The organism is Roseobacter sp. (genome assembly GCF_024639605.1).
Classification (GTDB): Bacteria; Pseudomonadota; Alphaproteobacteria; order Rhodobacterales; family Rhodobacteraceae; genus Roseobacter.
The window spans coordinates 1-12,350 of record NZ_JAHEHZ010000036.1 but is presented as its reverse complement, the minus strand read 5'-3'; the positions used below and the strand labels follow the sequence as shown (position 1 = coordinate 12,350).

Genomic DNA, 12,350 nt, shown 5'->3' with positions numbered 1-12,350 from the left:
TTATTCCGCCGGCAGCCGGCTTTCCACCCGACCCATGTAGACCATCAGAGAAAAGGCGAGCGTCGCCATGATCAGAACCGCCAGAACCAGCGGCCGGATTGATCCGTCAAAGAGCAGCCCGATGGGTGAGGCAATTGCTGCCGCCAGCACGGTCGAAACCGCCCCGATCACGCTTGCAGCCATGCCCGCCACATGCCCCATCGGCTCCATCGCGATTGCGTTGAGATTGCCAATGGTCAGGCCGGCCTGAAAGAAAACAAAGGCCTGCCAGACGGCAAAGATGGCAAAACCGTCCGGCCCGATCTGACCACTGAGCTGGACCATTACCCCCGACAGCATAATCTGCGCGGCAAGCGCTATCGTCACCAGCCGGCGCATACCGAAGCGGACGACCAGCACCGCATTCAGCAGGCTCGCAAAAGCCGAAGAGAGCGCAATGCCACCGAACCAGAACGGAAAGGTCTCAAGCCGGTCAAAGACGAACTCATAGACCGGCTGAATCAGCATCAGCAGTGTAAAGAGCATAGCCATCGCGAGGGTCTGCACCATGATCGACAGACGCACCACGGGATGAGCGAACATCTCACGGACCGCCGCCATCATAAGACTGAAGCGCACGGGCCGTCGTTTCGCTTCGGGCAGGGTTTCCGGCAGGCGGATCTTCAGCCACAGGGCCGAGATCAGCGAAAAGGCGACAAAGGCCATAAAGATACTGCGCCAGCCAAAGCCTGCGATGATCACCACGCCCATGGCGGGCGCGAAGGCAGGCACGACGGTAAAGATCATCATGGCAATGGACAGGATCCGTGCCATCTCGCGACCGGAGTAAAGATCGCGTATGATTGCAATGGAGACCACACGCGGACCGGCCGCGCCGATGCCCTGGAAAACCCGCGCCACCAGCATCAGTTCCAGTGACATGCTGGCCCATGCCACCAGCGCAGAGGCCACATAAAGGCCCGCGCCGCAGAACATGACCCGCCGCCGCCCGAAGGCATCCGAGAGCGGCCCCGCGAAAAACGTGCCCAGCCCCATACCGAGCACAAATGACGTCAGGATCAAAGGCGCGCGGGTCGGATCATCAGGCGTCAGCTCTCGCGCGATATCCGGCAGCGCAGGCAGCATCGCATCAATGGAAAATGCAATCGTCGCGAATAACATTGCCATCAGGGCAATAAATTCCGCACGCCCCATCGGGATCCGTTGTTCTGGATCTGTCACTCAACCCCACTGAAAACCAGAGCGCTCTTCCCGCTGGTGCGCTTCGGCGTCAGACATAACCGAGAGTTGAAGAGCGTTCAATTACTCTTATGCAGAATTATGCGGGGCGACAGTGCTCATGACCAGAAATCAGGCAGCGGCTGTAAGCTCTGTGATGACTTTGTGCCAGAGCTCAGGCGGTTGCGCCCCGGGGACCGCGTGTTTGCCGCCGACGATAAAGGTCGGCACCGAATTCACGCCCATCTCGCGGCTGTGTGTGTCGCGCTTGCGGATGTCGTCAATGTCGGCATCCGACTGAAGCAGTTTCAGCACCACGGCTGCATCCATTCCGATACTGTCGGCGATGTCGGCGAGCACGTCATGCGCACCAATGTCACGGCCTTCGTTGAAGTAAGCCTTGAAAAGGGCGGCGACCGCCGCTGTCTGCCGGCCTTCGATCCCGGCCCAGTGGATCAGGCGGTGCGCATCAATGGTGTTGGGAGTGCGCTGCATTGCCTCGAAATCAATGTTCAGTCCGGCGGCCTGCGCATGCTCGAGCACGGGCGCATAGGCGCGCACCGCACCTTCTTTACCGCCAAACTTGCCTTCAAGATATTCGCGCCGGCCCATACCGCCCGCAGGCATCTCCGGATTAAGCTGAAACGGATGCCACTCGATGACAAAGGGATGCCCGGGGTGCTCAGCCAGCGCCTTGTCGAGATGCGCCTTGCCGATGTAGCACCAGGGGCAGATCGGATCAGAAATAATGTCGAGCTTAATCGTATCGGTCATTTCGGGGCCTTCATTCGGTCACGCAGGGCGCGACGCAGGATCTTGCCGTTTGCACCCAGGGGCAGTTCCGGCAAATGGATGTAGAGCCGCGGTTGTTTATATCGCGCCAGTCTGTCGCTGACATAAGCCTCCAGGCCCTTTTCGTCCAGTGGTGCGTCTGCGGTGTAGAAGGCTGCAATGACCCGGGTGTCGTCTTTGATCTCAACATCCGTCACCGCGACGCTGCGCACCCCGGGGCAGCCCGAGAGCACATCCTCCACCTCGACCGGTGACACGCGGTAGCCTCCGGCATTCATCATATCGTCATTCCGGCCGAGGTAAAAAATCTGCCCGTCGTGCTGCATGAGCCCCTGATCTCCGGTCATAAACCACTCACCCTGCATGCGCGCGGCCGTCGCCTCAGGGGCCCCGTAATAGCCCAGCATCAACCCCGGATCGCTCCGGTGCACCGCGATGGTGCCTTCCGTGCCTCTGGGGACAGGACCCTCCGGCCCGAGAACTGCGATGCGGCGACCCGGCTGCGGATATCCCAGCGCCCCGGCATGCGCGTGCCGCGCGGGTGCCGCCGATATGAAGGTTGAGCATTCCGACATGCCATAGGCTTCAAGCAGCGGCGTACCGGTGGCTTCCTTCCAGGCGCGCGCAGTGCGGGCGGGCAGCTTTTCGCCGGCACTCAGACCGTGACGCAGGGAGGGTGCGGCGATGGTCGGACCGTCCTGCAGCATCTGCCGGAAAACCCCGGGGGCGGCAGCGAACAGACTGGCTTTGTGCCGCGCAATCAGACCGGGCAGGGCGCGCGCTGTTGTCCCGGACGCTGCAATCAGGGCCGTGGCCCCGAGCGTCCAGGGGTCCATCAGCCCGGTACCAAGCGTATAAGTCCAGTTGAAAGCGCCCGCGTGCAGCATCCGGTCCTGCAGGGTCAGACCGTACCATCCGTCAAACATCATGCGCCGTCCGAGAATGGCGCGATGCGCGTGCACGACGGCGCGGGGCATGCCGGACGTACCGGACGTAAATACAATATAACCCGGACGATGCGGATCACCCATGTGCCAGGCGACGGGAGGCAGATCCCGGAAAGAGCGCAGCGTCGCAAGGCCGGTGCGTTCCGTCACAGGCGGGCAGGCCACACCCGGTGCACAGAGGATTGCCCGCGGTGTCGTCACGGCGATGCAATGCGCGACCTCGGGCTCTGTGAGGGCGGCGGATGTCGGCACCGGCACCAGACCGGCCGCCAGCGCCCCGAGGCATGCCACCGGAAAATCCACCGTATTGCCGAGCCGCAACAGGACCCGATCACCCGGCACCAGCCCGAGACGCAGCAATCCGGTACCTGTGCCCCGTACGGCCGAAATCAGCCGCTCATACGTCCATTGCTCCGTGTCAGCCTCTCCGAGGACCTCAAGCGCCGTTTTTCCAGGTGTCCGGGCCCCGGCGGCCAGGACGTAAGCCGCCATATTGAACGATGCGGGAACGGGGGGCAGAGCGCCCTCATTGAAGACTGACAACATGATCCCGTGCTAGCGGCGCGGGGACATCGTTGCAAGGTTATGCGGATGCTGCCGTCGGGCGGGAACGACCGGCAGCGACCCCGTGCAACTGATCTCTGTTGCCGCCAAAGGCTGCGGCGACACAGCGACCATACCGATGGACCCGGGCTGCCTTTGAACACAAACTGCCGGTCAATGCGCTGAGCAGAAGGAAGAGAATGAACCCGACCATGCCTGTACCCCAGCGGAAAATTTCGCTGACCGGTTGCCATGCCAGCAACGGAGGCCATGAGTTTCTCTCTGTACCGGCTGGTGTGATCAGGCTTTTTGCCGGGATCTGTAGAGCCGTGGTATCCGGTCATCCGCACAAAGAGATGACCCTCCGGATGACCTCGCTGCTCCGCTCAGTCTTTTGCATACCACCAGACTTCGGGCATGAAATTCGGCCCGTCACCATAAAGCGGCAGCCGGTCAGGGTATTTCATTTCGCTTATATGTGCGATCTGCCCTGTGGTATACTGCCAGAACGGAATGACATAGCGACCCGCCGTCAGCACCCGGTCGAGCGCGCGCACCGCCGAGCGGAACTCATCCTCGCCCCGCGCAGACAGTATCGTATCAATCAGCGCATCCACCACCGGGGACGCCACCCCCATCAGGTTGCGTGATCCCTGCTGCTCCGCGGCCTCAGACCCCCAGTAAAACCGCTGCTCATTGCCCGGCGAGAGCGACAGCGCCCGCCGGAAGGTGGTCATCTCAAAATCAAAGGCATTGGCACGGGCCACAAACTGCGCGCTGTCGGTGCTCTCGATTGTCATCTCAATGCCGAGTCTTTCCAGCGCGGATTTATAGAGATCAGCCACCGCACGGTCTTCGCTGCTGTTCTGCGCAATCAGCAGAGTAAAGGCGAGCGGCGTGCCGTCAGTGTTCTGCATCACACCGTCGGGCGCGGTCCAGCCGGCCTCTTCCAGCAACGCCATGGCCCGCCGGATGCCGCGACGGTTGCGCGCACTGCCGTCGCTGACGGGCAGAGCATAGCCTTCCAGCGTATCGGGGGGCAGATCTGCGCGAAACGGGGTAAGCAGATCCGCGACCTGGCCAGCGACCGGCCCGGGATCCATCGCCAGTACGGAGTTTGAGAAATAAGAGGTGATGCGCGGCTGCGCGCCCCCGGTGAGCGTGTCGTTGATGAACTCAAAATTGAACGCCTGAATCATCGCTTCACGTACCCGCCAGTCGTCAAAAGGTGCGCGCCTGCTGTTCATCACAAAGCCGGTCATGCCGGAGGGTTTCTGGTGCGGGATTTCCGATTTGATTACATCACCGCGTTCGACAGCCGGGAAATTGTACTGTCGCGCCCATTTCTCAGCATTGAATTCACGCACGGCCGATATTTCGCCAGCCTTGAATGCCTCGAAAAGAACCGAGGCATCGCCGTAAAAGTCGATCCTGATCTCATCGAAGTTATGCGTCCCGCGCCGGAAAGGAATATTCGCGCCCCAGTAATCGGGATTGCGGCTCAGGACCACCTGACGGCCCGCCTCAAAGCTGCTGACAACATAAGGACCGGAGCCCAGAGGCACTTCTTCCAGCGGCGCATCCGCAAAATCGCGGTTCTCCCACTGCGCCTTGCTGAGAATGGGACGCATGCCTGCAAGAAGCGCCAGTTCTCTGTTGTCGGTGCTGAACGAGATCTTCACACGGCGCGGACCGGTCTCCTCGACCGAGGCAATCTGACCGGCCAGCCCCAGATACCGGGGGTGTCCTTCTTCCGCGAGCAGCTCGTAGGAAAAGATGACGTCCGCCACCGTCACCGCCGATCCGTCTGAAAAAGCCGCATCCGGATGCAGGGTGAATTCGACCCATGAACGGTCTTCGGGCATCTCAACCGATTCGGCCAGAAGCCCGTAAAGTGTGAAAGGTTCGTCCCAGGACCGCCCCATCAGCGCCTCGTGGGTGAAAAAAGGCAGCTGCCATGGAGAGGTCCCTTTGCGCACGAACGGGTTCAGACTGTCGAAGCCGCCGGTATTACCAAGCGTGATGCTTCCGCCTTTCGGTGCATCAGCGCGCACATAGGGCAGAGACACAAAATCCGGTGGCAGGGCGGGCGCTCCGTACATAGATACACCGTGCTGAGGCTCGGCGACCGCATAAGTTGAAAAGAGAATCAGCGCGAATGCGGCTAAAATCCGCCTGGCTGCGCGGAAAAATACCGTGTTCATATTGGAGACAATCCCCTGCTGCCCTTATTTTCATTACCCATAAGGTATCCGTGAATTTGCGTCTTATCAAACTTTTAGCTTGGACTGCGGCGCGCTTTTGCTTATAAAGAGGTCACTGCTCGATAGGTTTCTTGCCTGTATGAAACCTGCCTCAATAACTTAACGCCTGCCTTGTGCAGGCGTTTTTTTTTGGCGTATCGGGGGCGGGGTGCTGAGCACTTTCCCGCGACATGCGGCAGATTACACATTCCCTTTGCATGTGCAGCACGCCATGATGCAGCGCAGAAAGCGCAGGCAAAGTAAGGATCAGACCATGGCATTCAGCGTATCACTGACCGGCAAAACAGCGGTGATCACCGGATCAAACTCCGGCATCGGTCTGGGGATTGCATGGGAGCTGGCCCGCGCCGGCGCTGATGTGGTTCTGAATTCCTTTACCGACAATGACGAAGACCATGCACTCGCCCGCGAGATCGCTGAGGCAACGGGCGTCACGGCGCGCTATATTCAGGCCGATATGTCCAAAGGCGGGCAATGCCGCGATCTGATCGCCAAAGCCGGCGCCTGCGATATTCTTGTGAACAACGCAGGCATCCAGCACGTGGCCCCGATTGACGAGTTCCCCGTAGAGAAATGGGACGCGATCATTGCAATCAATATGAACTCGGCGTTCCATACCACTGCTGCGGCGCTGCCCGTGATGCGCGCAGCGGGCTGGGGGCGGGTGATCAACATTGCATCCGCCCATGGCCTGACCGCATCGCCCTATAAGGCTGCCTATATCGCGGCCAAACATGGTGTCGTGGGCATGACGAAAACCGTAGCGCTGGAGACAGCACAGGAACAGATCACCGCAAACGCGATCTGCCCGGGGTATGTGCTGACGCCGCTGGTGGAGGCCCAGATCCCCGATACGGCAAAGAAATATGACATGTCCGAGGACGAGGTGAAGAAGAAGGTCATCCTCGAGCGCCAGCCCAGCAAGGAATTTGCCACGGTCGAACAACTGGGCGGCACGACCGTATTTCTGTGCTCGGATGCGGCCGCTCAGATCACCGGGACCACCATCAGCGTCGACGGCGGCTGGACGGCGCTTTAACGAATGGCGGGCACCGTCGCGGGACCACAGATGCCGGTCCCGGACGCGGGCTGAAAAGGACAGAGATGGCGGCAAAGCGGATCAATCTGGCCCTTCAGGGCGGCGGCGCACATGGCGCGTTTACCTGGGGTGTGCTTGACCGGATTCTCTGCGAAGACGACATCGAGATTGCGGCTATTTCCGGCACCAGTGCAGGGGCCCTGAACGGGGCCGCCTTCAAAGCAGGTATGACAGAGGGCGGACGACAGGGGGCCCGCGACCGGCTCGACTGGCTCTGGGGCGAGGTGGGTGCGCGCCCCGATCTGCGGATACCGGAATGGATGACGCCGCTCTCGCTCTCGGATTTCTCCTCGGCTCTTGAGTATTCCTGGCCCGTCATGACCGCAGAAGCCCTGAGCCGGGTCGTCTCACCTTATGATTACGGGCCGTTTTATACCAATCCGCTGCGCGCGGTGGTCGAGCAGTTCGATTTTGACCTGATCCACGAAGAAAACGCCGCCGTACCCTGTCTTTTCGTCTGTGCAACGCGCGTCCGGAACGGCAAGGTCCGGGTCTTCAAGGACAGCGAAATCAGCACCGATGCAATTCTGGCCTCCGCCTGCCTGCCGACGCTCTTTCAGGCGGTCGAGCTTGAGGACGCCGAAACCGGACAGGTCGAGGCTTTCTGGGACGGGGGATACACCGGCAATCCGGCACTCTTTCCGCTGTTCAGCCCGGGACTGCCGGACGACATCCTGGTGATCAACATCAATCCGCTGGAACGGGTGGATATACCGCGCTCGGCCCAGGCCATTCAGAACCGGATCAACGAAATCAGCTTTAACTCATCCCTGCTGCGCGAGCTCAGGGCAATCGATTTTGTGCAGCGCCTGCTTGATACCGGGAAAATGAGTACGGAACAGATGAGCCGTGTTTACGTACATATGATTGCGGACGACGCGCTGATGAATGAGCTTTCTGTGGCAACCAAGATGGTGCCCACTCCCTTTACGCTGTCGCGCCTGAAAGAGGCCGGACAACGGGCGGCGGATGATTTTCTGCAAGCCCACAAGAAAGACATCAATAAGCGCAGCACTGCAGACCTGCGCGGCATGTTCGGCTGATCAGAGCCTGTCGGGCGGGCGGTCCGGATTTTTGCCGTTGGGATAGACAAGCCCTGCCGAAATCACCAGCTTGGCCGCATCCTCGACTGTCATTTCAAGCTCGGTTACGTCTTCCTCCGGCACAAAGAGCAGGAAACCGGATGTGGGGTTCGGCGTGGTGGGCAGGAAGATGCTGAGCATGGCGCGCCCGTCGTTGCTGCGTGTTGCGATTTCGCCCTTTGTATTGGTTGAGATGAACCCGATGGCCCAGATACCCTTGCGCGGATATTCAATCACACAGGCGCGCTCAAAGGAGCGTTCCGACTGGGCGAAGACTGTCTCTGAAATCTGTTTAATGCCGGAATAAATCGTCCGCACCACCGGCGTGCGTTCGACAAGGCTTTCGGCAAAGCGGATCATCGAGCGGCCGATGATGCCCTTGGCCATCCAGCCCACCAGAACGGTAAAGAGCAGAAAGATCACGACACCGATGCCGCGCACGTTGATCTGCACTGACGGATCGAGTCCCAGAAGGTCCTGGATCAGGCGGTCGGGCTGATAAGAACGCGGCACCAGCGGCAGCACAAAGCCGTCGATCCATCCCACCACGGACCAGATCAGCCAGATTGTCAGTCCGACGGGCGCGATCACCACCAGGCCGGTCAGAAAGTTGGCGCGCGACCTTGCCAGCAGACTGCGTCGGGTGCTGGGGGGCTCGGGATCAAAGGGTGTGTTCATGAAACGTCCGGTACTCTCGTTGAGACCACAGTTAAGTGTTTTACGCCGCAGCTACAATGGCCGGGCCGCCACGCAGCGTCATGCTTCAGCCGGGCGCGCGCAGTTTGCACAGTGCGCGGGCAATCTGCGCCGCCAGCCGGGCATTGTTGCGCACCAGAGCGATATTAGCCGTGAGCGAACGCCCGTCGGTCAGCTCATAGATGCGCTGCAACAGGTAAGGGGTCACCGCCTTGCCACGGATATCATGCGCACGCGCATCCGCCTGAGCACGGGCTATGACCGGTGCGAGCTCGGCAGAGGGAATTTCATCAGCGGCCGGGATCGGGTTTGCAACAAGCTGCCCGCCCGGCAGCCCGAGCAGAGACCGCATGTGATGTGCCGTTGCTATCTCTTTGGCCGTGTCCATGCGCAAGGGCGCGCGCAGTGCAGACCCGGCACTCCAGAAGGCCGGGAAACTGTCCTGACCAACCGCAATGACCGGCACGCCCTGAGTTTCGAGCACTTCGAGCGTTTTGTCGACATCCAGGATCGCCTTGGCCCCGGCCGCAACCACACTCACCGGCGTCTGTGCCAGTTCCATCAGATCAGCGGAGATATCAAAGCTGTCTTCGGCTCCCCGGTGCACGCCGCCGATCCCGCCCGTGGCAAACACGTCGATGCCTGCAAGGTGTGCGGCAATCATGGTGGCCGCAACGGTGGTGGCCCCGGTGCCGCCCGATGCCATGCAGGCAGCAAGATCAGCCCGCGACAGTTTTGCAACTCCGCGCGCCTGCGCCAGGGTCTCAAGCTGTTCTGGTTCAAGCCCGATACAAAGGGTGCCGTTCAGCACAGCGATGGTCGCGGGCGTTGCCCCCCCGGCGCGGATGTCTTTTTCAACCTGGCGGGCCACCTCTAAATTCTGCGGCCAGGGCATGCCGTGGGTAATGATCGTGCTTTCGAGTGCCACAACGGCCTTTCCGGAGGCCAGGGCTGCGGCCACTTCTGCACTGCGGATCAGAGGAAGGGAGGTCATAGGGCTGTTTCTCCGGAGACATAACTTGCGGCGGCATCGAGCGCCATTTCGAGGGCATTTTCGGGCGCGACGCCCTTCCGTTCGGCGGCGATGTGCGCGGCCATAAAGGTGTCGCCCGCGCCGGTTACGCGTGTGATCAGGACCTGCGGCGGGGTGCGGGTGAGCGACCCGTCCGGACGACCCTCGGTCGCATCTGATCCGCCATCGGTTACCAGTACCCGGCTGGCCCCGCGCGCAAGCAACCCCGCTGCGGCATCACGCGATCCGGTAAAACGGGTCTGGCACAAAAGCCCCGCCTCCTCAAGATTGACATAGAGAGTACCGCGCCCGCTCTGCACAAAGGGCAGCAGCCGCTCCGCCTTGCCGGGAGAGGCCGGAGCGACCCTCAGATCCGCCTCCGCCAGCAGCGGGCTGCGGGCGATTTCCGACAACAGGGCCAGCGTCAGATTACCATCCAGCGCCACCAGTCCGTGCCATGGTGATCCTGTGCGTGCGAGACGGCCATCCGAGAGCGGTCTGAGAATTTTATCCCCCGCAGCCTCCAGCGAATGCGCATCGGCAATGGCCGCAATCAGCCCGTTAGCGCCTTCAACGGCCATATAGACATCCGTGGGCAGATCATCAGAGCGGTACACACAATCAATAATCATGCCGCGCGCCGCACAGGCCGCGATCAGCTCATCTCCCTCGGTATCACGGCCAATGGCCGTCAGCAGCGCAGGGGTCAGCCCGAAACGGGTCAGGGTCACGGCAATGTTCAGCGCCACGCCGCCGGGCAGGCGGGTGATCCGACCCGGCACATCCGAGCCCTGCCGCATCACACTGGCAGACCGGCCGATCACGTCCCAGAGCACCGAACCGATGCACAGTATGTCAGGGGTATCTTTCATACCGGCCTTGTGGCCCTGATCGCTGTGCTGATCAAGCCCGCAAAGGCGGCTTTACTGCGGGACCGAAAACGTAAGAGCGGCCCAGAGTGTTTCCCAGACCGGTGCATCTTCGGCTGTGCCTGCTTTCGGGCTTTCGCGCAGCACCACAGCATCAAGGAGGTAATCATGGCCTGGCGTGACGGCGATCTCTGCCTCACCGGCTTCATCGGTCTGTGCGAGACTTACCGTCACCGATCCATCCGGCGCACGGTCAAATACCTCAACCTGCGCACCGGCGCGCGGTGCGCCCTGATAATGCACCCGCACCGGCATCCGCCCGTCAAAGCCGGCGTCATAAGGGTTCGCAAGCGCCACGATCTCGGTCTCAAGACCAAACGCGCGGTCACTGCCCGCACCATCACCGACAGCGACCAGCGCCTTGGCATGGCGGGTATAGCTTTCGCGGAAACCTTCCTGCGGCCAGCCGTTTTCGATATGCCGCGCCTCTGCGGTATCAAAGCCTTTATGCTCGGCAAAGTTCAGGAATTTCTGCCATTCATTGTATTTCAGGCTGGCCGGCGTGGTCTCATGCAGAATGATCACCAGACCCTCTCCCGGCGCTTCGACCGCCATGGCGGGAAAATCACCGGCCCGGCCCGGCACCGGCATGACCTCATTGCCGGACACGATTTCAAAGCGGGAAAAATTTTTTTCAAACCACCCCAGTGAAACTCCTTCGAAGTTTTCACCGTTTTTAAGGTCAGCAACCAGTTCATTGCCGCTTTCCACTTGATATTGCTGCGGTTCGATCCAGAATTCATGTGCAAGTGCGGGAAATCCCTGAACGAGCACGGTCAACAGGAAAAGACGTTTAATCATCATGGCAAATACCCTTCGCATTCTTCTGCTCAAGCTGGCCTTTCTGGGTCTTTTGTCAACTCACGCTCTTGTGGCGTCTTCGGGACCTGCGGTGGCGCATGAGCTTGTGCCGACCATCGTAGACATGGAACGCAGTGATGCGGAGACGCTCACACTGTCGATGCGCGTGAACATCGAGGCTTTTCTGTCCGGTATCGATCTGGATGCGGTGGCCGATACAGATGAGGTTGAGGAGGGCGCCGGTTACGACAGCCTGCGCGCCCTGAGCACGGAGGCCCTGCGTGACCGGCTGCCCGACATGGTGGCGGCGTGGAACGCAGTGCCGCTGGCTGAAACGGACGGTCCGCTGACCTTCGCTGTCGACACCGTGGAAATTCCCGAAGGCGTCGATCCCGAACTTGCGCGCATATCGATCCTGACCCTCGCGGCCCCGATGGACCCCGCAGCAACCTCCGTGACCGTCAACTGGCCCGATGGTGGAGGGGCGATGGTGCTGCGCCAGCAGGGTGTCGATGCACCCTACACCGGGTATCTGGCGGGCGGCGAGAGCAGTATCGCGATCAATCTGGCCGGCGGCGACGCACAGGACGCAAGCGGCGCGTTTCTCAGCTATATCCCGGTCGGCTTTGATCACATACTGCCCAAAGGTCTCGATCACATCCTGTTTGTGCTGGGCCTCTTTTTCCTCAGTACCCGCTGGCGTCCGCTTTTGTTTCAGGTGACTGCCTTCACGCTCGCCCACACAGTCACACTGGCGCTCGGCGCGCTCGGCCTTGTGAATATTCCGGGCAGCATTGTCGAGCCACTGATCGCTGCCTCGATTGTGTATGTCGCGGTAGAGAATGTCTTTCACAAGGGACTGAGCCGGTGGCGACCCGCTGTGATTTTCGGCTTTGGTTTGCTGCACGGGCTTGGTTTCGCGTCCGTCCTCGCGGAATTCGGCCTGCCGGAGGATCAGTTCATCCCG

General features: G+C 60.8%; 11 protein-coding genes. 3 read left to right on the top strand and 8 right to left on the bottom strand.

What is annotated here, in order from left to right; genetic code table 11:
- The 4 genes from Q0M35_RS06860 to Q0M35_RS06845 all read right to left on the bottom strand — a co-directional run bounded on the left by Q0M35_RS06860 (position 1) and on the right by Q0M35_RS06845 (position 5,602).
- Positions 1 to 1,194: a multidrug effflux MFS transporter gene (locus Q0M35_RS06860; RefSeq protein ID WP_295313536.1), complete on the bottom strand. Its 1,194-nt coding sequence runs from the start codon at positions 1,192 to 1,194 to the stop codon at positions 1 to 3.
- Between the two features lie 156 nt (positions 1,195 to 1,350).
- Complete coding sequence (locus tag Q0M35_RS06855) at positions 1,351 to 1,992, bottom strand: DsbA family oxidoreductase (protein ID WP_295313509.1); 642 nt, start codon at positions 1,990 to 1,992, stop codon at positions 1,351 to 1,353.
- Positions 1,989 to 3,503, bottom strand: a complete 1,515-nt coding sequence (locus Q0M35_RS06850) for a class I adenylate-forming enzyme family protein (protein WP_295313507.1) — start codon at positions 3,501 to 3,503, stop codon at positions 1,989 to 1,991. The genes Q0M35_RS06855 and Q0M35_RS06850 overlap by 4 nt, the downstream gene beginning before the upstream one ends.
- Before the next feature lie 383 nt (positions 3,504 to 3,886).
- Positions 3,887 to 5,602, bottom strand: coding sequence for an extracellular solute-binding protein (locus Q0M35_RS06845; protein ID WP_295313506.1), 1,716 nt, complete (start codon positions 5,600 to 5,602; stop codon positions 3,887 to 3,889).
- Positions 5,603 to 6,017: 415 nt separating this feature from the next.
- Between Q0M35_RS06845 and Q0M35_RS06840 the strand changes: the two genes are divergently transcribed.
- On the top strand, positions 6,018 to 6,803 hold the full coding sequence (locus tag Q0M35_RS06840; RefSeq protein ID WP_295313504.1) for a 3-hydroxybutyrate dehydrogenase: 786 nt from the start codon (positions 6,018 to 6,020) through the stop codon (positions 6,801 to 6,803).
- A 65-nt stretch (positions 6,804 to 6,868) separates the two neighbouring features.
- Positions 6,869 to 7,906, top strand: coding sequence for a patatin-like phospholipase family protein (locus Q0M35_RS06835; RefSeq protein WP_295313502.1), 1,038 nt, complete (start codon positions 6,869 to 6,871; stop codon positions 7,904 to 7,906).
- Here Q0M35_RS06835 and Q0M35_RS06830 read toward each other — a convergent pair whose 3' ends face one another.
- The 4 genes from Q0M35_RS06830 to Q0M35_RS06815 all read right to left on the bottom strand — a co-directional run bounded on the left by Q0M35_RS06830 (position 7,907) and on the right by Q0M35_RS06815 (position 11,386).
- Positions 7,907 to 8,623 carry a DUF502 domain-containing protein gene (locus Q0M35_RS06830; protein WP_295313500.1) on the bottom strand — a complete coding sequence of 239 codons (717 nt, stop codon included), beginning with the start codon at positions 8,621 to 8,623 and terminating at the stop codon, positions 7,907 to 7,909.
- A gap of 85 nt (positions 8,624 to 8,708) precedes the next feature.
- Entirely contained in the window at positions 8,709 to 9,635 is a 927-nt protein-coding gene (locus tag Q0M35_RS06825) for a pseudouridine-5'-phosphate glycosidase (protein ID WP_295313498.1), read from the bottom strand.
- Entirely contained in the window at positions 9,632 to 10,525 is an 894-nt protein-coding gene (locus Q0M35_RS06820; protein WP_295313497.1) for a PfkB family carbohydrate kinase, read from the bottom strand. Before Q0M35_RS06820 ends, Q0M35_RS06825 begins: the two co-directional genes overlap by 4 nt.
- 51 nt (positions 10,526 to 10,576) lie before the next feature.
- Positions 10,577 to 11,386, bottom strand: coding sequence for a DUF4198 domain-containing protein (locus Q0M35_RS06815; protein ID WP_366519646.1), 810 nt, complete (start codon positions 11,384 to 11,386; stop codon positions 10,577 to 10,579).
- On the opposite strand from Q0M35_RS06815, the gene Q0M35_RS06810 reads away from it, so the two are divergent.
- The coding region (locus Q0M35_RS06810; RefSeq protein ID WP_295313495.1) for a HupE/UreJ family protein at positions 11,385 to 12,350 on the top strand (966 nt) is incomplete at its 3' end. The two genes, Q0M35_RS06815 and Q0M35_RS06810, sit on opposite strands and share 2 nt — an antisense overlap.

Excerpts from the sequence above, each read along its gene's own strand:
- Q0M35_RS06860 (WP_295313536.1), bottom strand. The coding sequence starts at position 1,194 with ATGGGGCGTGCGGAATTTATTGCCCTGATGGCAATGTTATTCGCGACG.
- Q0M35_RS06820 (WP_295313497.1), bottom strand. The coding sequence starts at position 10,525 with ATGAAAGATACCCCTGACATACTGTGCATCGGTTCGGTGCTCTGGGAC.
- Q0M35_RS06855 (WP_295313509.1), bottom strand. The coding sequence starts at position 1,992 with ATGACCGATACGATTAAGCTCGACATTATTTCTGATCCGATCTGCCCC.
- Q0M35_RS06830 (WP_295313500.1), bottom strand. The coding sequence starts at position 8,623 with ATGAACACACCCTTTGATCCCGAGCCCCCCAGCACCCGACGCAGTCTG.
- Q0M35_RS06840 (WP_295313504.1), top strand. The coding sequence starts at position 6,018 with ATGGCATTCAGCGTATCACTGACCGGCAAAACAGCGGTGATCACCGGA.
- Q0M35_RS06850 (WP_295313507.1), bottom strand. The coding sequence starts at position 3,503 with ATGTTGTCAGTCTTCAATGAGGGCGCTCTGCCCCCCGTTCCCGCATCG.
- Q0M35_RS06845 (WP_295313506.1), bottom strand. The coding sequence starts at position 5,602 with ATGTACGGAGCGCCCGCCCTGCCACCGGATTTTGTGTCTCTGCCCTAT.
- Q0M35_RS06825 (WP_295313498.1), bottom strand. The coding sequence starts at position 9,635 with ATGACCTCCCTTCCTCTGATCCGCAGTGCAGAAGTGGCCGCAGCCCTG.
- Q0M35_RS06815 (WP_366519646.1), bottom strand. The coding sequence starts at position 11,386 with ATGATGATTAAACGTCTTTTCCTGTTGACCGTGCTCGTTCAGGGATTT.
- Q0M35_RS06835 (WP_295313502.1), top strand. The coding sequence starts at position 6,869 with ATGGCGGCAAAGCGGATCAATCTGGCCCTTCAGGGCGGCGGCGCACAT.